20 protein-coding genes are annotated in these 18,700 nt (G+C 55.7%); 5 read left to right on the top strand and 15 right to left on the bottom strand.

What is annotated here, in order from left to right:
• Window positions 1-44 precede the first annotated feature (44 nt).
• On the bottom strand, window positions 45-1,619 hold the full coding sequence (locus tag ACR0DH_RS18385; RefSeq protein WP_353010693.1) for an ABC transporter substrate-binding protein: 1,575 nt from the start codon (window positions 1,617-1,619) through the stop codon (window positions 45-47).
• 570 nt (window positions 1,620-2,189) lie between these two features.
• Between ACR0DH_RS18385 and ACR0DH_RS18380 the strand changes: the two genes are divergently transcribed.
• Together ACR0DH_RS18380 and ACR0DH_RS18375 are read left to right on the top strand one after the other, a co-directional pair.
• Window positions 2,190-2,867, top strand: a complete 678-nt coding sequence (locus ACR0DH_RS18380; RefSeq protein ID WP_480551337.1) for an MBL fold metallo-hydrolase — start codon at window positions 2,190-2,192, stop codon at window positions 2,865-2,867.
• Entirely contained in the window at window positions 2,864-3,808 is a 945-nt protein-coding gene (locus ACR0DH_RS18375; RefSeq protein WP_480545111.1) for an MBL fold metallo-hydrolase, read from the top strand. The genes ACR0DH_RS18380 and ACR0DH_RS18375 overlap by 4 nt, the downstream gene beginning before the upstream one ends.
• A gap of 1 nt (window position 3,809) precedes the next feature.
• On the opposite strand, the gene ACR0DH_RS18370 is transcribed toward ACR0DH_RS18375, so the two are convergent.
• From ACR0DH_RS18370 to ACR0DH_RS18305, 14 genes are all read right to left on the bottom strand, one after another.
• A complete protein-coding gene (locus ACR0DH_RS18370; protein ID WP_480545110.1) occupies window positions 3,810-4,868 on the bottom strand; it encodes a YeeE/YedE family protein in 1,059 nt (352 codons plus the stop codon).
• Window positions 4,869-4,920: 52 nt separating this feature from the next.
• Window positions 4,921-6,144 (bottom strand): 5-aminolevulinate synthase, encoded by a 1,224-nt coding sequence (gene hemA / locus ACR0DH_RS18365; protein ID WP_480551335.1) that lies wholly within the window; start codon window positions 6,142-6,144, stop codon window positions 4,921-4,923.
• A gap of 1 nt (window position 6,145) precedes the next feature.
• The gene (locus ACR0DH_RS18360; protein ID WP_353010683.1) at window positions 6,146-6,580 is read right to left on the bottom strand and encodes a DUF302 domain-containing protein; all 435 of its coding nucleotides are present in this window, start codon (window positions 6,578-6,580) and stop codon (window positions 6,146-6,148) included.
• A gap of 80 nt (window positions 6,581-6,660) precedes the next feature.
• Window positions 6,661-7,923: an FCSD flavin-binding domain-containing protein gene (locus ACR0DH_RS18355; protein WP_480551333.1), complete on the bottom strand. Its 1,263-nt coding sequence runs from the start codon at window positions 7,921-7,923 to the stop codon at window positions 6,661-6,663.
• Between the two features lie 24 nt (window positions 7,924-7,947).
• Window positions 7,948-8,655, bottom strand: coding sequence for a c-type cytochrome (locus ACR0DH_RS18350; RefSeq protein WP_480545106.1), 708 nt, complete (start codon window positions 8,653-8,655; stop codon window positions 7,948-7,950).
• A 2-nt stretch (window positions 8,656-8,657) separates the two neighbouring features.
• Entirely contained in the window at window positions 8,658-9,983 is a 1,326-nt protein-coding gene (locus ACR0DH_RS18345) for a c-type cytochrome (RefSeq protein ID WP_480551331.1), read from the bottom strand.
• Window positions 9,967-11,229, bottom strand: coding sequence for a sulfite dehydrogenase (gene soxC / locus ACR0DH_RS18340; protein WP_480551329.1), 1,263 nt, complete (start codon window positions 11,227-11,229; stop codon window positions 9,967-9,969). Before soxC ends, ACR0DH_RS18345 begins: the two co-directional genes overlap by 17 nt.
• A gap of 24 nt (window positions 11,230-11,253) precedes the next feature.
• Window positions 11,254-12,951, bottom strand: coding sequence for a thiosulfohydrolase SoxB (soxB, locus tag ACR0DH_RS18335; RefSeq protein WP_480551327.1), 1,698 nt, complete (start codon window positions 12,949-12,951; stop codon window positions 11,254-11,256).
• A gap of 87 nt (window positions 12,952-13,038) precedes the next feature.
• Entirely contained in the window at window positions 13,039-13,884 is an 846-nt protein-coding gene (gene soxA / locus ACR0DH_RS18330; RefSeq protein WP_480551325.1) for a sulfur oxidation c-type cytochrome SoxA, read from the bottom strand.
• A 69-nt stretch (window positions 13,885-13,953) separates the two neighbouring features.
• Entirely contained in the window at window positions 13,954-14,283 is a 330-nt protein-coding gene (soxZ, locus tag ACR0DH_RS18325; protein WP_353010669.1) for a thiosulfate oxidation carrier complex protein SoxZ, read from the bottom strand.
• A 34-nt stretch (window positions 14,284-14,317) separates the two neighbouring features.
• On the bottom strand, window positions 14,318-14,734 hold the full coding sequence (gene soxY, locus ACR0DH_RS18320; protein WP_480545101.1) for a thiosulfate oxidation carrier protein SoxY: 417 nt from the start codon (window positions 14,732-14,734) through the stop codon (window positions 14,318-14,320).
• A gap of 46 nt (window positions 14,735-14,780) precedes the next feature.
• Window positions 14,781-15,257: a sulfur oxidation c-type cytochrome SoxX gene (soxX, locus tag ACR0DH_RS18315; RefSeq protein ID WP_480551323.1), complete on the bottom strand. Its 477-nt coding sequence runs from the start codon at window positions 15,255-15,257 to the stop codon at window positions 14,781-14,783.
• 131 nt (window positions 15,258-15,388) lie between these two features.
• Window positions 15,389-15,967 (bottom strand): thioredoxin family protein, encoded by a 579-nt coding sequence (locus tag ACR0DH_RS18310; protein WP_480551321.1) that lies wholly within the window; start codon window positions 15,965-15,967, stop codon window positions 15,389-15,391.
• Window positions 15,968-15,981: 14 nt separating this feature from the next.
• Entirely contained in the window at window positions 15,982-16,722 is a 741-nt protein-coding gene (locus tag ACR0DH_RS18305) for a cytochrome c biogenesis CcdA family protein (protein WP_480551319.1), read from the bottom strand.
• Window positions 16,723-16,802: 80 nt separating this feature from the next.
• Here ACR0DH_RS18305 and ACR0DH_RS18300 point away from each other — a divergent pair, with 80 nt between their 5' ends.
• From ACR0DH_RS18300 to ACR0DH_RS18290, 3 genes are all read left to right on the top strand, one after another.
• Window positions 16,803-17,177, top strand: a complete 375-nt coding sequence (locus tag ACR0DH_RS18300) for a hypothetical protein (protein ID WP_480551317.1) — start codon at window positions 16,803-16,805, stop codon at window positions 17,175-17,177.
• A 100-nt stretch (window positions 17,178-17,277) separates the two neighbouring features.
• Window positions 17,278-17,586 carry a metalloregulator ArsR/SmtB family transcription factor gene (locus ACR0DH_RS18295; protein ID WP_170536475.1) on the top strand — a complete coding sequence of 103 codons (309 nt, stop codon included), beginning with the start codon at window positions 17,278-17,280 and terminating at the stop codon, window positions 17,584-17,586.
• A gap of 41 nt (window positions 17,587-17,627) precedes the next feature.
• Window positions 17,628-18,689 (top strand): YeeE/YedE family protein, encoded by a 1,062-nt coding sequence (locus ACR0DH_RS18290; RefSeq protein WP_480551315.1) that lies wholly within the window; start codon window positions 17,628-17,630, stop codon window positions 18,687-18,689.
• The last annotated feature ends 11 nt before the right edge of the window (window positions 18,690-18,700 follow it).

The following is an 18,700-nucleotide window of genomic DNA, read 5'->3' as shown; positions in this document are numbered from 1 at the left end:
CAAAAGTGGCCGGGTCCTGCAGAACAGAACCCGGCAACAAGGCTTTAGTTCAGGCCAAAATGTTTGACCATGGGTTGATCTTCCGGATCAACCTCGATGCCGAGATTTTCGGCCATACCCCAGTTGAGTACCTGATGGTGGATCGGGATATACAGCTGTTCGTCCTGCACCACCCGCCAAATATCGGCGATATCCTGATTGCGTGCATCCAGGTCGGTGTTCGAGGCCAGTGACTTGATCTTGGCGTCCAGATCATCACTGTCGAAACCAGTGCCATTCCAGGTGCCGATATCGCTTTCACGACCGTGGACCAGGAAGTTGAAGATGTATTCCGAATCGTAGGTCGGAACACCCCATCCCAGCATGTAGAAATCGGTCTTGCCGTCGGTGATCAGCGGGAAATGCTGCGCCTTGGGCTTGGCGTCCAAGTTCACTGTAATGCCAATCTGACCCAACATCCCAACTGCGGCCTGACAAATGCCTTCGTCGTTGATGTAGCGGTCGTTGGGGCAATCGAGGCGGATCGAGAAGCCGTCGGGATACCCCGCTTCGGCGAGCAGAGCCTTTGCGCCTTCAACATCCGTGCTGCTTTCGGCATCCATCTCTGCGGTCCAACCGTTCACGAAGGGCGGAGCGATCATGCCCGCAGGCTGCGACTGCCCGCGCATGACCACCTGCTTGATGGCATCCCGGTTGATCGCCTTTGACATCGCCTGTCGCACACGCACATCGGCCAAGGGGTTCTTGCCGTCCACATTGTCGGCTTCGATATCGTCCGCGCCTTGGTTCATCCCGAAGAAGATAACCCGGTTCTGCGGCGCCTGTTTGACAACCAGACCGTCTGCAGAATTGACCCGATCAAGGTCCTGTACTGGCATATCCTGAAGGAAGTTCACCTCACCCGACAGCATCGCTGCGACTCGGGTCGCGTCGTTCTGGATTGGTGTGTAGATGATTTCGCTGATCGCCATCGGGAACTGATCGCGGCCCCAATAGTCTTCGTTGCGCTCCATCACGGTTTTCACGTCTGGTTCACGGCTCACCAACTTGTAAGGCCCCGTGCCATTCACATTGGTGGTGGCAAAGGTGATCTCACCCCCTTCGAAATCCTGAACCGCAACCGCATTGTTTGCCTCGGTCCAACCTTTGTCCATGATGAACAGGTCAGTGAGGTTTGCGGGCAGGATCGGGTTCGGGCCATCGGTCACGATCTCAACCGTGTGATCGTCCACGGCACGCACTTCGACGATCGAGTTGATCAACTCTTTCATGTCCGAGTTCGGCTGCTTCGCCCGGTTGATGCTGAACACCACATCCTCGGCAGTAAAATCAGCGCCATCGTGGAACTTCACACCCTGACGCAGATTGAATACCCAGACGTTCGGATCATCTGTGCTTGGCGCCCAATCCGTGGCCAGCGCGGCTTCGAACGCACCCGTAGTATCGCGAATGATCAGCGGTTCATACATCTGATGGCGGACGGTATGCGTAGGCCCCTCGTTTTGCGAATGAGGGTCAAGCGTCAAAGCATCTCCCGAGCGCGCCCAGCGCAATGTCTCAGCTTGGGCCAGTGTTGTTGAGGCCATCAACATCGCCAGCGCGAACATTGGTTTCTTCATTATTTTCTCCCTTATCTGCAGCGGGTTAGCTGCATTGAATTCGCGATACTAAGTCGCAAATTTCTGTTAACGCTAAAATCGAGGATAGCATACCAACTGCGTCGGCATGTCAATCGGTCAACGGCACAGAAAATCGGAGAATGAAGAATTTAGAACGTCGCCAAGCAGAGTTACAAACAAAACCAATGTCGACATCCAAACGCTGGGCAACTCCTGAGACTGCTCTCAAAGACACAAGTATCACCTTGGTCGCGCTAAAACACAGTCGATCTAAAGTCTTTCGATATTTACAAATTAATATATTCATTTTAATGATTGTATATGAGAGAAATCCAACTTTCCCGGCGTATTTTTTTACGTAATGCTACCTGCCTTGCAGCACTCGGAGCTCAATCCAAGGTGGTACTGGCGGAATTGCAAATCGGCTCATCTGGCAGGTTGCAAACGTTATCTGATGGATATCTGACCATACCGCCAGAAATGGTCTTTGGATCGATGCCACAGGATGAGCTGACGCCGTTTCTGAAGCAAAAACAGATAGACGCGACAAGGTACGAACCAGAGTGTAACGTGACGCTCTACCTAGATGGCACGAACACCGTACTCTTCGATGTCGGTGCAGGACCAGATTTTATGCCAACATCCGGCAAGCTGCTGGATGCTCTTTCCGCCGTGAATCTCACCCCCGAAGACGTTACCCATGTGGTCTTCACCCATGCGCATCCTGACCATATCTGGGGCGTTCTGGACGACTTTGACGACATGCTGTTCGCCAACGCCACGCATTACTTCGGTCGCACCGAATGGGACTATTGGTGGAACCCCGCAACGGTTGAAACGATTGGCGAAGATCGCGCCGCGTTTGCAGTCGGCGCGAAGCGGCGCATGGAAGCGATCGAGGATCAGGTCATGTTCTTCGATGACGGGCAAGAAATCCTGCCGGGTATCGCCGCGCGCGCCAGCCTTGGGCACACACCCGGACATATGGCGTTTGAAATTCGCGAAGGCAGTGACTCGGCAATGGTTGTGGGCGACGCGCTTGGCAATCCGCATGTCGCCTTTGAACGCCCGGACTGGTACAGCGGCGCGGATCAGGACCCTCAGACCGCTGCCGCCACACGCAGCCTTCTGCTGGATCAGCTTGCTGCAGAACAGATGAAAGTTATTGGGTTTCATCTGCCAGATGGTGGGATTGGCCGGGTCGAAAAGACAGGCTCGGCATATCGATTCATAGGAGAGCCGTCATGATACGATCACTTTTGACTATCTTCGCCATAGCCGCACCCGCCTGGGCCAGCGAAGACATCGCTGATAAATATCCGCAAAGCGCACTCTACTCCAAGCCAGTCGAATACATCCCCGGCGTCTATTCTGCCATTGGCGCAACCGCGCCACCGACCTACGAAAACGCAGGCCACAACAACAACCTCAGCTTCATCGTCACCACAGAAGGCGTGGTTGTTGTAAACGGCGGAGCCGCCTATGTGTTGGCGCAAGCGCTACATCAGGAAATTCAGGCGATCACGGATCAGCCGGTCAAGCTTGTCTTCAACGAGAATGGTCAGGGGCACGCGATGCTCGGCAACGCCTACTGGTCGGAACTTGGCATTCCAATCGTGGCGCATTCGGATGCGGCCGCGGAATTTGAGGAATATGGCCCCCAGATTCTGGAGGGCATGCAGCGATACAATCGCGACAAGGCAGAAGGAACCTTTTTGGCTGGTCCGACCGAGACATTCGATGACGAATATGTGGTTGAGATGGGCGATTTTCGGATTGAGGCCAAATACCTCGGACCTGCCCACAGCCCCGGCGATATCTCAATCTGGTTGCCAAATCAAAGCCTTGTCATCGCCGGAGATATGGCATTTCACGAACGTATGCTGCCGATCTTTCAGGAGACCTATACAGCGGATTGGCTGGAAACCTGGGACAACGCGTTCGAGCCTTTGGGCGCTACGTATGTGATACCCGGTCACGGCCATCCGACAAACATGGATCAGGTGCGTCGCTACACGCGCGACTATCTGATATACCTGCGTGGCAAAGTGCGGGAGCATATGGATGCAGGCGGCGATCTGGCCGAAGCCTACTATGTCGATCAATCCCCTTATGCCCATCTGGACACGTTCGAAGAACTGGCGACCAAAAATGCCGGGCGCGTTTTTGAACAGATGGAGTTTGAATAGTTCAGGATCGCTGCAGAGCGGGCAGTCGCGTTGCGAAGCGATGTGTCACAATCGCGCCGACCCACATAAAGAACACCGCAAGCCAAGCAGTCAGGGACAGGGCGGACCCTCCGGACAGCCCTGCCCCCACGGCGCAACCGCCTGCCAGCATGGCTCCAAATCCCATAAGGGCAGCGCCAAAAAGGTACCGTTCCATCGGGGTGTCGTTGCCGAACCGTTCGATCTTCCATTCTCCGGCATAAATAGCTGAAGCCGCAGCCCCGATGGCAACACCCGGAACAAGGCCGATACCAAAGGACAATGCAACGTTTCGTTTGGCGACCAAAGCCATCAAAGTATCTGTGGCCGGGCCGGTAAAGGTAATCGAAGACACGGGTACGACCTCGAAAGAGGTCTGCGCAATTGCGAAGGTCATCAACCAGCCGAGCGCGACTGCCATCCCGACGCCTGCGGCAGACACGATCCGTATAGGCGCGACACGCCGGTAGACCGCGAATGCTGTTGCCAGAGCCAAACCCAGCGTTGCGATCGCTGTGTAAGCCTTTGGCGACAATCCAAGCAACTCTGACAGATCGCGCGATGCGCCACCTGAAATCGTCCAGATGCCAAAAAACGTTTCACGAACGGGACTAAGAACACCTGTATACGCCGCCTGAGCCACCAATGTCAGGACCAGCCCGGACACCAGCGCGCGCAGATTTCCGCAGGATGCCAAAACCAACAAGCGCGATGCACAACCGCGTGCCAGTATCATACCCGCACCAAACATCGCGCCACCGAGGATGGCGCCGCTCAGGCTACCGGTCGAGGCGATTGCACGTGTCTCAGACAGGTCCAACTGGTCAAATACGACGAGCCCCTGCACCATAGTCAGAGCCGCAGTGAAGGCGATCAGCCAAACCGCCAAACGCGGACCAAACGCGCCCTCGGCGACTTCGACAGTCGAGGCGCGCAGACAGAAATGAGACTTTTGGGCCGTCGCACCAAACAGGATGCCAACAAGCACACCTGCGCATGCCAAAGCGCCTTGGTCACCCAGGAAATCAATGAGCTTTTCCATCAGCGGAAACTCTCACACCGTTGCGGTTGCGTCTTTGTCTTCGGTCAAGTTGTCATTGCGCGGCCATCGGCCTGCGCGCCAATTGGCATTGCGTCCACAACTCAGCCAATGCAGAAACCAGACGATCCACGTCCTCACTAGAATGCACGGGCGACGGCGTTATCCGTAGACGTTCCGTTCCTTTCGGGACGGTCGGGTAGTTGATGGGTTGGATGTAGATCCCGTAGTCGCGCATCAGAACATCCGAGATGAAGCGGCACTTGACCGGATCGCCGACCATGACCGGGATGATGTGACTTGGGTTCGGCGTATGCGGAATGCCCAGATCGTCCAGCCTGTCCCGAACCTCGCGCACGCACTGCTGGTGCAGATGTCGTTCCGCATTGCTTTGCTTTAGGTGCCGGACTGAAGCCGCGGCCCCTGCGGCTACGGCCGGAGGTAGTGCTGTGGTAAAGATAAACCCGCTGGCAAAAGACCGGACAAAATCGACAAGTTCGTGCGATGCCGCGATGTATCCGCCGACGACACCGAAGGCTTTGCCCAATGTCCCCTCGATGACGGTGAGCCGATCCATCAGGCCTTCGCGTTCGGCAATTCCCCCTCCGCGCGGCCCGTAAAGCCCAACAGCATGAACCTCATCCAAATAGGTCATCGCGCCATAACGATCCGCCAAATCACAAATCTCGGCAATCGGCGCGATGTCACCGTCCATAGAATAGACGCTTTCAAACGCAATCAGCTTGGGCGCATTGGCGGGCAGATCAGCAAGATGCCGTTCAAGGTCCGCAACATCGTTATGTTTCCAAATCCGCTTCTGACAACGGCTGTGGCGGATGCCTTCGATCATCGAGGCGTGGTTTAGCTCATCCGACAAAACCGTGATGCCGGGGATGCGCGATGCCAAAGTGCCCAGCGCGGCCCAGTTCGACACATATCCGGATGTAAACAGCAAAGCCGCATCTTTATCGTGCAGATCCGCAAGTTCTTGTTCGAGCAAAACGTGCTGGTGAGTTGTCCCAGAGATGTTTCTTGTGCCCCCCGCGCCAGCACCGCTTTGGTCGATTGCGGCGTGCATGGCGGCAAGTACCTTTGGATGCTGCCCCATACCGAGATAGTCATTTGAGCACCACACCGTGACGTTTTTGGGTCCATTCCCGGTGTAGCTGCGCGCCTTTGGAAACGCGCCGCACTGACGTTCGAGGTCTGCAAAAATCCGGTAGTTTCCGTCTTCTTGCAGTTGGTCCAATTGATCACGAAAGTACTGCTGATAGTTCATCTCAATCCCCGACGGCCTCTTTCACGATCTCGGACAACAGGGTCTGGACCTTTTGCATCGGTCCCTCGGGATAGCTTCGGTATCCCACCGTCACGCCATTGTCGTCTTCGGCCACGAAAATCCCATAGGGACAAAAGCCGATGTTCATCGGATCAGCTTCCATCACCTCGCGCGAGAGTTTTGCTGAGCAGAAAATGAAGATATCAGCAGCCGCGAATATCTGTTTGTCGCTTCCAACATCCGCACCTGTCCGATTCAGCATCTCGCCGACATGGCTTACATAATCGATGACCAGCCCCTGCCCGACTATCGCGGATTCAACGGCGAATGTGGCATCGTCGAAACTGCCGTCAAAAGGGGTGGTGATGACCTCTTGGGCCAGAGCCTGACCTGTGAGAACGGTGGAAAATACGGCCGCAGCAATAATGTGTTTCATGGTCTTTGCACTCCTCCTGAACCGCATTTTCGCAGATTGTCTGTCGGGGGCTTTGACACCGGTCAAATCCCCCGCAGCCCTTAGCTGAACATGTCCGAGGTGATACCCGCATACCAACCCAGCGATTCCTCGTAGGTTGCTTTCCTCAGATCGGCATCTTCACCGGTTTGGCTGATAAAGCCGTCCACCTTGGCAATCTTCTCTGGCGTCGCCTCATAGGTCGCGCCAACCTTCACACCATCATTGGTGTCGATCAGCGACCAGCATGTGTTCGAGAACTTGGCCGGGAACACTTTGGACCCGGTCAATGCACCGCGCACGGCATTCGCACAGACCTTCGCCTGACTGTTGGCCGAAAAACCGGATTTCGGCATGTCGCCCTGCTGGCTCGCATCGCCAAGAACATAGATATCCGGATCCGCCTTCGATGACATGTCAGCCGCATTCACCGGCGCCCAATTGCCATCGGTCACACCGGCCATTTCCGCAATACGTCCGGCCTTCATCGCCGGGATGACGTTGCAGACATCAACCTTGGTTTCTTCACCGTCGATCGTCACGGTCATTGCGTCCGGGTTCACGGAAACATTGCCACCGCCAAAGTCCTCTCCGATCCAATCGACCATACCTTCGTAGTGGTTTGCCCAGCCTTCCTGAAACAAAGCCATTTTCGAGAATTTCGGCTTGGGGTCGGCGACGATGATTTTTGCAGTTGGATTATTCTCTTTTAGAACATGGGCCACCATGGAAATACGCTCATAAGGCCCTGGTGGGCACCGGTATGGGTTTGGCGGCGCAACCATTGCATACGTCCCGCCTTCAGGCATTGCCATAACCTGTGCTTTCAAAAGCTCGGTCTGCGATCCGGCCTTGTAGGCGTGCGGCATCTTATTCTGCGCTGAAACATCCCAGCCTTCGACCGCACCATCGACAAAGTCGATACCCGGGCTCAGGATCAGCTTGTCGTAGGGAACGGACCCGCCCCCAGCCAAGGACACCGTCTTGGCATCACGATCAACACCAACGGCCCAATCATGGACCACGTTGATCCCGTAGTTCGCCGCCAGAGCACCATAGCTGTGCGCGATATCCGAAAGCTCTTGAAACCCTGCTAGATACAGATTTGAGAAAAAGCAGGTGTAGTAGGTCCGCGATGGCTCGATCAGAGTTACATCAATCTCACCTTTGCTGTCTTTGGCGATGTAGCGCGCGGCGGTTGCGCCACCCGCGCCACCACCAACAACAACGACACGGGGTTTGCCTTGCGCCAGCACCATCGGCGCCGATAGCCCAGCTGCCACAACACCTGCGGCCCCCAAGAATGTTCGTCTGTTGAATGTCATCGCGTTTCCTCCCGTATTGCGCTGTTATTCTGGATTATTGAAATAGGCCGCCAATGCCGCGATCTCGTCATTGCTCAGCCGTCCGGCAATCATCTGCATGACCGGATGAGGGCGCTGTTTGTCTTTGTAAGCATGCATCGCGACCACGAAATCTTCGTCTGGCCAGTAGACGATTGACGGGATGCCAGCGTCGCCCCCTTCGATCTGATGGCAGGTTGTACATTCGCTGCTGAGATAGGCGCCATATTCCGGGTCGCCCTGAATAGCCAGTATCGCCGGATCAACAGAATGATCCGTGCCCCTGGCCGTTGGATCCGCTTCGGGGATGTCCTGCGGATTATCAGAGAATCCGCGCAAAAAGGCGATGATGTTGGCGCGGTCCTCGGGGTCTTTCAGGCCCCGAAAACTCATCCGTGTTCCAGATGCAAATGCACGTGGATTTTCAATATAGGCCGATAGTGTATCAGCGTGCCATTCCAGGCCCGAATTTCCAGCACGCTCAAGACTCTTGGAGTAATTGAACCCGTCAAGGCCTGCCGCTTTGCGTCCAAAAACGCCATTCAGATGCGGGCCGATTTTGTTTTTGGCACCCTCACCGACCTGATGACATCCTTTGCATTTGGCAAACACCACTTTTCCGGCTTCGGCGTCGCCCAGGTCTTCGGTTGCGCTGACCGACGAGGTGGTCGCTATAGCGACCGCCGCATGGGTCAGTATAGCCGACCAGCGCATGATCAGTTTCCGAACGACTTGAGATAGACGATCACAGCCTCGATATCGTCAGGTTTTCTAAGCCCCGCAAAAGACATCCGCGTGCCTTTCATGTACTCTTTGGGTTTCGTCAGGAAGGCCGCCATTTCCTGGTCGGTCCAGACAAGCCCCTCCTCAGCAGCAGCGTTCAAGGCCTTGGAGTATTTGAACCCTTCGACTGAGGCTGCATTGGCACCGATGATCCCGTTCAATACGGGCCCTGTACTGTTTTTTGCACTTTCGCCGACCTGATGACAGGCTTTGCATTTCTTGAAGACTTTCTCGCCAGCGGCAAACACTTCTGTCGTTCCGTCCGTATCGCTGGATTCCTGAATGGTTGGCGTTGCAGCAGCTTCGTCCTCAGGCTTTGACGCCGCAGTCGGAATGAACGAAGGACCTTCTGCCGTAAACTTTGGCAATTCGTCCGCGCTGGCGTCGTTCATGACCGAGTTTGAACCACCTTCGGGCGGCGTCTCCACCAAAAAGACAGAGCGCATCGTGACGGCGGCTTCTGACTTGCAATTCTCCATGCATGGCTCTTGCCGCCACTCGGCGTACTCAGTTTCAGGACGTACATCGACGACAAAGCCGTTCATGTTATACATTTCAAAGTCGGCGAAGTTGTCGTGGTTGAGCTCGAAGTCGTCATCCACAAGATCGTTCGAATACAAGATGTAGGCGACGATCGCATAGGTTTCATCCGCGGTCAGCGTACCTGCTTCGCCAAAGGGCATAGAGCGGGAAATATAGTCCCAAGCAGTCGACAGATGCGGCCAATAAGAGCCAACAGTTTTTACTGGATCTTCGTCAGCGAGCGTATCGAAGCCACCGGCCAGAACAGGCCAATTGTCGGCACCTTCGGCAAATTCCCCATGGCACGAGGCGCAGCGGTCGACAAATACCTCTTCTCCAGTCCAGACATCGCCTGATCCAACGGGCAAGCCACGCCCGTCGGGCAAGACGTCAACGTCCCAGGCGGCGATCTCTTGTTCCAGCGCGGGGCGTCCAAGCCCATAGGTGCCCTCGCCGCGAGGCGCGGGCGCGGTCAGGTTCATCCCATTTGCGACCCGCTCGGCTGCTGCGACCTGAATCTCTTCGACCTTGGCCGCCAGTTCGGCTGCCCGGCTGGCTTCCGTTTGCGCGTTTTCCTGGGCTGCGGCTGCATGCGCCTCAACCTGACCGATCCGGGTTTCCAGGGTTTCTATCTGCGACTGGCCATAGTTCCGGTTCGCGACAACAACCGCGACCGCAAGCACCAACGCCGTGCCGCCGAATACGGGCAGGAAAACCTGACTAAGAGACTTCGACATTCTCGGCGATCCCTTCTGCGCTCACGTACCAAGTCTGGATACAGTTGTTGTGGTAGACAGAGTTTTCTCCGCGCTTTTCGCGCAGTTGGTCTTTGGTTGGCTGCACATAACCGGTCTCATCTATCGCCCGGGCCTGCAAAAGCATTGGTGCTCCGTCCCAGTTCGTGTCGAGATAGAAGCGCGTCAAAGCCTTGCTGTCGCCCTGCTTGCCAAGACGCGCCGTCTCCCAGGTGATCCCACCATCCTTGGACACATCGACCCGCGTAATTTGCCCGTGGCCTGACCAGGCAAGTCCGGAAATGACCAAGGGTCCCGGTCCGTGTTTGATCGGCATTTGCGGACTGGGTGAGGTGATGACGGACTTGGCGTCCATCACCCAGGTCCACTTCTGGGCTGTACCGTCCTCGTAAACATCGGTGTATTTCGAGGTTTCTTCGCGGCTTTCGACCGCCATATCGACAACCTCGATCCGGCGCAGCCATTTGACCCACATGTTGCCTTCCCAACCCGGCACGACCAGACGCACGGGGTATCCATGTTCCATGCGCAGTGCTTCACCATTTGCCTTGAAAGCCACCAACACGTCATCCAGCGCTTTTTCCATCGGTATGGAGCGGCCATTGGATGACGCGTCTGCGCCCTCAACATAGACCCATTTGTCGGGTGAGATATCGGCGCCCGCTTCCTGCAACAGCGTACGCAGCGGAACACCCGTGTATTCCATGTTGTGAATCATGCCGTGGGTAAATTGAACGCCGTTGAGTTGAGCACCAGCCCACTCCATACCGGTATTCGCCGCACACTCGCAGAAATACACATGGTTTTCGCGCGGGAACCGCTCAATGTCGTCGTAGGTAAAGACCAGCGGGCGATCGACCAGCCCGTTGATCATCAGGCGATAGTCCTCTTTGCGCAGCTCAATCGCACCCGAATGGTGACGCTCAAAGGCGCAGCCCTGCGGCGTGATCGTGCCGTCAAGCGCATGGATCGGCGTGAAGTTGATCGACGAAATCGGAGAGGCGGTCAGCCATTCCACGTTGCGCCGAACGACATGGGATTCGAAGCTGATCGGCATGCCATAAGGGGACTCATCGACACCGGCGCCTGTGTAAGACGCCCAATCCTGAAGCTCGGTTATCAGAGGATCGGGTGTGTCTGCCGCAGCCGCACCTGCGACTGACCCAGCCGCAACCGCAGCACTGCCTTTCAGGAAGGCCCGGCGGGACGGTTTGAACGCGTCATCCATATCTCTTAGGTCTCCATCTGTTTCTTAAGCGCCGACAACATCGACACTGGTATTCTCTTGCACCGTGACGGTGCCAAGGTTGCGAATGTGGTTTTCGACGACATCCCAGATCGGCGGACCCTCGGTGCCTTCGTTGACACTGGCCCAACCGGCTACGACGTAGGTTTTCGATGGATCAATCGCTTCACCTGTCTTGAGCAGGGTCATTTCACTGATCCGCTGCCCTTGTGGTTTAGTCACATCAATGCGGTAGCCCAGCCCACCGACACGGACCATATCGCCGCCCTGCTGGTAGTAAGGGTCGGGGTTAAACAGGTTGTCACCAACATCCTCAAGGATCACATGGATGAATTCGCCTGTCATTTCAGTGCGATATGCGTTCGGGTAGGACATCGAGGTGACGTTCCAGATGTCTTCGCGCGTAATCTCCTGCCCCGGTAGGATCGACGGCCCCCAACGCACGCCGGGCGACATTGCGATATCAGCCTCGCGCTGCTTGATCAGGGCATCGCAGATCAGGTCATCCCAAGTGCCGTTAAAGTTGCCGCGGCGATAGAGCAACGAGTCCGTTTGGCCGATCACTTCGCGCAGCGTGTCCTCATAGGGTGCGCGCTGTTCATCGATCAGGGCAGAGATCGCAGGATCAGGAGCGATGACGTCAGAGAAGATCGGGATCAGCTTGTGCTTCAGCCCCATCATCTGCCCGTCCCTCACGTCGAGATCGACGCGGCTGACGAATTTTCCGTTCGAGCCAGACGCGATGATATGCGTTTTTCCCACGAGAACAGGTTCCGGCAGTGCATCATGAGTGTGGCCGCTGAGGATCACGTCGATCCCCTGCACCCGGCCCGCCATCTTCTTGTCGACGTCAAAGCCGTTATGGCTGAGGACAACGACAACATCGGCACCGGCGGCACGCACCTCATCGACCATGGCCTGCATGTTCTCATCCCTGATACCGAACGAGTATTCGGGGAACATCCAGCCCGGGTTCGCAATGGGCATGTAGGGAAAGGCCTGGCCGATCACGGCGACCTTTGCGCCGCCTCGGTCAAAGAACTTGTAGGGCTGGAACAGCTCAGCAGGTTCATCCCATTCGGCGTCAAAGATGTTCTGACCCAAGGCCGCAAAGGGCAAACCTTCGACAATTTCATTCACGCGGTCGCTGCCCAGCGTGAACTCCCAATGGAACGTCATCGCATCGGGTTTCAGCGCGTTCATGACATTGACCATGTCCTGACCCGCCGTCTGATAGCAGGTGTAAGACCCGTGCCAGGTGTCGCCTCCATCCAATAGAAGCGCATCGGGACGGTCAGCACGAATGGCGTTGATGACAGTTGAGACGCGGTCCAATCCACCGACCCGACCGTAGGCCTTCGCTAGCGCAGAGAAATCGTTGTAGGTCAGCGCATAGGCTGACGGGCTTCCATCTTCGATCCCGTAGGCCTTGCGGAAAGCCGCCCCGGTGACATGTGGCATCTGCCCTCGCGCATCGCCAATACCAAGGTTGATCTCGGGCTCACGGAAGTAGATCGGTTTGAGTTGCGCGTGAATGTCGGTGACATGGATCAGGCTGATGTTGCCAAAAGTCTCGAACTCCAACAGTCGATCCTGTGTCAGGCTTTGCTGTGCGGCAAGTCTGGCCCAATTGCCGAAACCGGACGCCCCATAGAGCGCCGAGGCCGCCATTGAAGCCTGCAAGAAGTCACGTCGCGAAATCATCAATCAGCTTTCCTGTGTCACATATAAATATGTGAATGTTATTTCTGCTAAAAACCCGCGCAAAGCATTGCTTGCGCGGGGCCGTTGTTACTGGCGCACAGCCGGGGTTTCGACTGAAAGCCCGTTGCCTCGGGATGCTACATACAGCTCCAAGGCGCGGAATTCGTCTGACCCTTCGGCAAAGGTTTCTGCCCGCGTGTCGCGAATGCAGCCGCGGAACCGATTATGGCGCGAAATCAGTTTGGCCTGTTTCAGGCGATAGGTCGGGAACCCGTTGATCATACCCTGGCTCAGGTGGTCGGCACGGATCATGTTGCCCCAGTTGTCTTCGTGACAATTGGCGCAGCTAAGCTCTAGCTGGCCGTAGCGGGTGTAGTACATGTCTTTGCCCTGCTCCCAATACGGGGCGGCATCGCCATCGATCGCCACATTCATTGGCATTCCGCGCGACTGCAAACCGATCAGAGCGACCATCCCCTGCATGTCTCCTCCGGACCATTTCCAAGCATCCGCTTCCATACGATCCGTGCGGCATTTGTTGATCAGGTCTTCCATGACAACCAGCTTGCCGCTTTCAGCATCAACCTTGGGCATAGACGCGTGAAGCCCTTCAAAGCTCTCTACCCCATCGTGGCAGGACGCACAGCTTTCACCAGCGGCGCCATCAACCGTCTCGAACAGGTCGATAGCCTGATCGACAAAGATCATCGCCGGATTGTCAAAGTCATCAACTTGTAGCGCTTGCGTCTCATCTGTGCGGAAGTGCCAACCCGAATAGATCGTATCCAGATTTTCCAGATGTGCTGGCGCCTCGGTCACCGAGGTCATATCCAGCTCATCATTGATCACAAGACTGTCTTCATCCGGTCCGGCCATTGCTGCCACTGGGAAAGCCAGAATTGCCGCGATCGCCGTCAATGCCTTGGTATTCATTACGTTCCTCCCTTGGTGGATCAGCGCCAGCTTCTTGGACCAGCGCTGATCTGCCTTAGTGTCGAGCCGTCAGGCGATCTCGATTGATTTTTTCTCGTCGTAAACAGAACCGTCATCATCGTACCAGGTGAAGACGAACTCACCGGCTTCGGGCACGACGGCTTCAAACTGGAAATACGGGTTGGTCGAAATCGCCGGCTCCATCGTCACATCAACCACCATTTCGCCATTAAACTCGCAGGTGAAACGGTTGATGATCGAACGCGGGATGACATTGCCTTCTTTGTCCTTGCGTTGGCCGCTTTCCATCTTGTGGCTGATCAGGGTTTTGATCGTGATGGTTTCACCAGCCGCGGCTGTCTTTGGAACCTTGACGCGGGGTTTTACACCGGATGCCATTGGGTACTCTCCTGTTCTTCAGGGCGCGTGGCGATCAGCCGCCGCAGCCGCCAATTGTCACTTTTACGGTCGCGGATGCCTTGGCGAAGCTGCCATCGGCCATCTTGGCCACGGCGATGACATCCTGTGTTCCGGCCAGACGGATGCGAGTTGATGCGGCTTGTTCAGCAGCCAACGGGCCGAAATTGAAGGTTGCAACACCCGGTTCGGGGTTCCCGGCCGCGACAATCAGAATAGACGTTGCGCCCGGTGCGCTGACTTCGATTGGCACGGTGTTTCCGTTTTCGGCGATTTCCGGTGCAGTCAAAGTGACACCGCCATCAACCATATCCGCACCACCCGTAAACGCGGCAATCGCATCTTCAGCGGCCGCATTTGCGCGGAGCGGAATCATTGTCAGGAACGCGGCGCCCAGGCCAAGGGCCAGAGTCTCGCGGCGAGAGAGTTCCATTTTCAATCTCCTTTGAATCTTCGGAAAGTCACGCAAGAAAGCGCGGTTATTGTTCTTTCAGGGTCGCGAGAAACGCGACCACATCTTCAATTTCCTGTGCCGTTAGGATCGACGTCAAAGGCGCTGTCGGCGCTTTGCCTGTATAAGCATCACCAGGACGGATATAGCCGTCATCCTTGTAGAATGCGGGCATGACTGTTCCATCGAACGTCATCTTTGCATTTGCGATCAGCCCGCGCAGCTCGGCCTCGGACCAGCGGTCACCCGCCCCATCCAGCATTGGCCCAACTTCGCCATGAAATGGTATGTCCGCCAAAGCCGTGACAGCGTGACAGGCCACACAGTTGCCTTTTGACTTGTCCCCAACGATGAGCGCGCCGTTTGCGACATCGCCCGCGACCCCGGTCAGAGAGGCCTCTACCGCACCATAGTCATCATAGGTTACGTCTTTCGGGCCTGTATCCGCTGCAAATGCGGCAACACCCGACATCGTGCAGACCAATGTTAAGAGTCTCAGCCTCATGATCCCTCCCGTTTGCTACCGCGCCCATGGCGCTTTGCGATCCAAAGCTTTTGTGTACCGTAGTCGACGGGCATTGCTCTTCGCAACATTAAATTCATCTTATTGAATTTTTTTATTTGTAACCGCAATGCTTAATCCTGCGAAACATTGTTACGCTCCTGAATGCGGCGCGCATGATACCGTTGAAAATCTTCACCATTCTCAAGGTCGTAGCGTTTCTCATCAACCCAGGTGAAAAGATCCAAGGTTGTTGATTTTGAGAACGCCCCCGGCATTACAGCAACCGCAGCCTGAACAGCTGTGGCGTCTTCGGGCACCTCTTCCGGTAGGAACACAAGCGTTGGGGTGAATAGAATCCCCCATTTGCGCATCAGTGCCCTTTGCTCATCTTCTTGCCCGTCAAAGTCGGTTGCCGTGGTGCTTCCATGCAAATCCATCTGTACGACAAAGAAGTTTTCTTCGATGTACGCCGCCAAGTCGGGCTGTGGAAACACCTCTTCGTGCATCTTCTTGCAATAGATACAGCCTTGCTGTTCTATGAACAAAACCAAACGCTTACCTTCGCCCGCAGCCTCTTCAAGATCTTCTCGGAGGTCCTTGAACGTGTCACGCATCCACGGCGTTTTGTGCAGTCCATCATCCCCCAGTTCAGCGGCAGAAACCGCGGCACCCATTAAAAGTACGACCAGAATTGAAAAGGCTCGTTTCATGTTATCCTCCGCTATTAGCCGATGGTTGCAAGCCACGGCATGTGGTCCAGCATCCATTGCGCGATGTGATTGATGGAGTTGGTGGCGATCAGCACGCCGAACAGGATCAGCAGGCAACCCATCGCCTTTTCGATCAAAGGCAAGTGTTTCCTGAACTGTGCCATCCATTGCATGAAAGGGCGCACCAGAAAAGCCGCCAGAACAAACGGGGCTGTCATTCCCACCCCATAGGCGAACAACAACAGCGCGCCCCGCCACGCAGTCTCGGTTCCTGCAGCAGTGAACAGGATCGCGGCAAGCACGGGCCCCACGCAGGGCGTCCAGCCAAACGCGAAGGCCAGGCCAAGCACATAGGCCCCGATCAGGCTAACATTCGAGGTTTCGCCAACATCCGCTCGATATTGGCGATAGAGAAACCCGATGCGCACGAGCCCCAGAAAATGCAGGCCCATCGCGATGATGATTGCCGCAGCAATCCAGCGCAGGATATCAAAATACTCTCGAACCAGTTGTCCGAAAATCGACGCGGTAGCGCCAAGCGCCATGAAGATCGTGATGATGCCTGCCGCGAATGCGACTGCCGAAAGCGTCGCCCGGCGACGTGTATTGACGGGAATCTCAGCGCCTGCCGAGATCCGCTCCATCCCGACCCCCGCCAGATAACTGAGGTAAAACGGGACAATTGGCAGAATGCACGGGGAAAGAAAGGACAACAGACCGGCGACCACAGCTCCTGCAAATGTGATGTCGAACATGCTCAAAACAGTCCTGTCAGGCTATCATTCACACATTCAAAATAGTAAAGATATATCGTCGCGGTCAATCGGAGCTTGAGATGCGCACCCTGTTTCTGCTGCCTTTAGCAATGACTTTGCTTGTTTTTCCTGTGTGTTCGCAGGCCGAGATGACGCTTTTGATGGCCGAAGAAGATGGGTGCATGTGGTGTGCCCGCTGGGATGATGAAATCTCTGATATCTATCCCAAGACACCCGAAGGAAAAGCAGCACCGCTGCAACGGCTTGATATTCACCAAGCGACCCCGGACGATGTCACTTTGGAAAAACCTCTCTACTACACGCCGACTTTTGTTCTACTGGACAGCGGTCAGGAGGTGGGCCGGATTGAAGGCTACCCGGGCGAAGACTTTTTCTGGGGGTTCCTGGGCGTATTGCTACGTGACGCCGGGGTAGTTATTGAGACGTCTGGCTAAAATAAGACAAATCACATAAACTGTTTTGAATGCGTGAAGCCGAGAAAGCGAGGCGACCTTGTTGGACAAACCTTCGAAACTGCCAGTGTTCACAAAGGACATGTGCGCAGACGATCTGGACAGAATGATGGAGAATGCGCAGACGGCATCAAACTTCCTAAAGGCGATCAGCCACGAAGGACGTCTGATGATCTTGTGCTACCTGTCCTCGGGCGAGAAATCCGTGACGCAGATGGAAGAGATGCTTTCGGCCCGGCAAGCGGCCGTGTCACAGCAACTATCGCGCTTGCGGTTCGAAGGTCTGGTCAAAACGCGACGCGAAGGCAAAACGATCTACTACAGCCTGGCTGATGATCGTTCGACGCAAATCCTGGAAGTCGTCTACGATCTATTCTGTAGGGAGAAGTAGAGGCCATCCGGAACACCGCCAGCTTTGGGAGGAGACTGGCCATGCTCGAAACAATAGGAGACGCAAATACCGTTGCCCTGATCGGCTTGATTGGCGGCGTCGTCTTGGGCCTTGCTGCGCGTATCGGTCGGTTTTGCACATTGGGTGCGATCGAAGACTATCTGTATGCAGATGATGACCGACGGATGCGCATGTGGGCCATCGCCATCGGTGTTGCGATCCTAGGCAGCCACGTGGCCATAGGGCTTCAGTGGCTTGATCCTGTTGAGACACGATACCTTGCACAGACATGGAACCCGGTCGGTTCAATCGTGGGTGGCCTGATGTTCGGCTATGGAATGGCCATCAGCGGGAATTGCGGTTATGGCGCATTGGCGCGGCTTGGAGGCGGCGATCTTCGATCATTCGTCATCGTTCTGATCATGGGCCTTTCAGCCTATATCGCAATGTCAGGCCCCCTGGCCTATCTGCGGGTTTGGGTTTTTCCGGTGGAGATGAATCTCAGCGCGCCCCAAAGCCTCAGCTATCTGGCAGAACGACTAACTTCGATTCCCGCGTGGGTCTTCGGATCGGTTGTTGGCACGATCATGATCGTGTTTGCACTGGCAAATGATCGCTTCCGTCGAACCCCTATGCAAGTGTTTTGGGGCGCCGCGGTCGGGTTGGCGATTGTCTCTGGATGGCTTGGGACAAACTGGGTCGCGACATACGGATTCGATGCTGAGAGAGCCCAAACCCACACCTTCGCCGCACCTTTGGGTGATACGATACTCTACCTCATGACCGCGTCCGGGAACACAATGTCCTTTGCCGTCGGATCGGTTTCCGGTGTTCTGATCGGCGCGTTTCTGGGGTCCTCGTCTAAAGGTCATTTCCGCTGGGAGGCATGCGAGGACCCGCGTGAGTTAAAGCGACAAATTCTGGGTGCAGCGATTATGGGCCCCGGCGCAATCATCGCGGTGGGATGCAGCGTCGGACAAGGCATATCGGCCTTCTCGTTATTGGCCTACAGTGCGCCAGTAACCTTTGCCGCAATCTTTGCAGGTGCCACGCTGGGCCTGAAACAGCTTGTTTCGGGGCTGTCCTTCATAGCCGAACGATAAGTTGGAAGCCT

It is taken from the genome of Ruegeria sp. I1 (assembly GCF_056532675.1).
Note: the sequence above shows the minus strand (reverse complement) of the source record. Positions and strands in the feature narration are given on the sequence as shown.

Bases quoted from the DNA above. Each gene is read 5' to 3' on its own strand.
- ACR0DH_RS18385 (WP_353010693.1), bottom strand. From the start codon at position 1,619: ATGAAGAAACCAATGTTCGCGCTGGCGATGTTGATGGCCTCAACAACA.
- ACR0DH_RS18375 (WP_480545111.1), top strand. From the start codon at position 2,864: ATGATACGATCACTTTTGACTATCTTCGCCATAGCCGCACCCGCCTGG.
- ACR0DH_RS18370 (WP_480545110.1), bottom strand. From the start codon at position 4,868: ATGGAAAAGCTCATTGATTTCCTGGGTGACCAAGGCGCTTTGGCATGC.
- hemA (WP_480551335.1), bottom strand. From the start codon at position 6,144: ATGAACTATCAGCAGTACTTTCGTGATCAATTGGACCAACTGCAAGAA.
- ACR0DH_RS18360 (WP_353010683.1), bottom strand. From the start codon at position 6,580: ATGAAACACATTATTGCTGCGGCCGTATTTTCCACCGTTCTCACAGGT.
- ACR0DH_RS18355 (WP_480551333.1), bottom strand. From the start codon at position 7,923: ATGACATTCAACAGACGAACATTCTTGGGGGCCGCAGGTGTTGTGGCA.
- ACR0DH_RS18350 (WP_480545106.1), bottom strand. From the start codon at position 8,655: ATGCGCTGGTCGGCTATACTGACCCATGCGGCGGTCGCTATAGCGACC.
- ACR0DH_RS18345 (WP_480551331.1), bottom strand. From the start codon at position 9,983: ATGTCGAAGTCTCTTAGTCAGGTTTTCCTGCCCGTATTCGGCGGCACG.
- soxC (WP_480551329.1), bottom strand. From the start codon at position 11,229: ATGGATGACGCGTTCAAACCGTCCCGCCGGGCCTTCCTGAAAGGCAGT.
- soxB (WP_480551327.1), bottom strand. From the start codon at position 12,951: ATGATTTCGCGACGTGACTTCTTGCAGGCTTCAATGGCGGCCTCGGCG.
- soxA (WP_480551325.1), bottom strand. From the start codon at position 13,884: ATGAATACCAAGGCATTGACGGCGATCGCGGCAATTCTGGCTTTCCCA.
- soxZ (WP_353010669.1), bottom strand. From the start codon at position 14,283: ATGGCATCCGGTGTAAAACCCCGCGTCAAGGTTCCAAAGACAGCCGCG.
- soxY (WP_480545101.1), bottom strand. From the start codon at position 14,734: ATGGAACTCTCTCGCCGCGAGACTCTGGCCCTTGGCCTGGGCGCCGCG.
- soxX (WP_480551323.1), bottom strand. From the start codon at position 15,257: ATGAGGCTGAGACTCTTAACATTGGTCTGCACGATGTCGGGTGTTGCC.
- ACR0DH_RS18310 (WP_480551321.1), bottom strand. From the start codon at position 15,967: ATGAAACGAGCCTTTTCAATTCTGGTCGTACTTTTAATGGGTGCCGCG.
- ACR0DH_RS18305 (WP_480551319.1), bottom strand. From the start codon at position 16,722: ATGTTCGACATCACATTTGCAGGAGCTGTGGTCGCCGGTCTGTTGTCC.
- ACR0DH_RS18300 (WP_480551317.1), top strand. From the start codon at position 16,803: ATGCGCACCCTGTTTCTGCTGCCTTTAGCAATGACTTTGCTTGTTTTT.
- ACR0DH_RS18295 (WP_170536475.1), top strand. From the start codon at position 17,278: ATGTGCGCAGACGATCTGGACAGAATGATGGAGAATGCGCAGACGGCA.
- ACR0DH_RS18290 (WP_480551315.1), top strand. From the start codon at position 17,628: ATGCTCGAAACAATAGGAGACGCAAATACCGTTGCCCTGATCGGCTTG.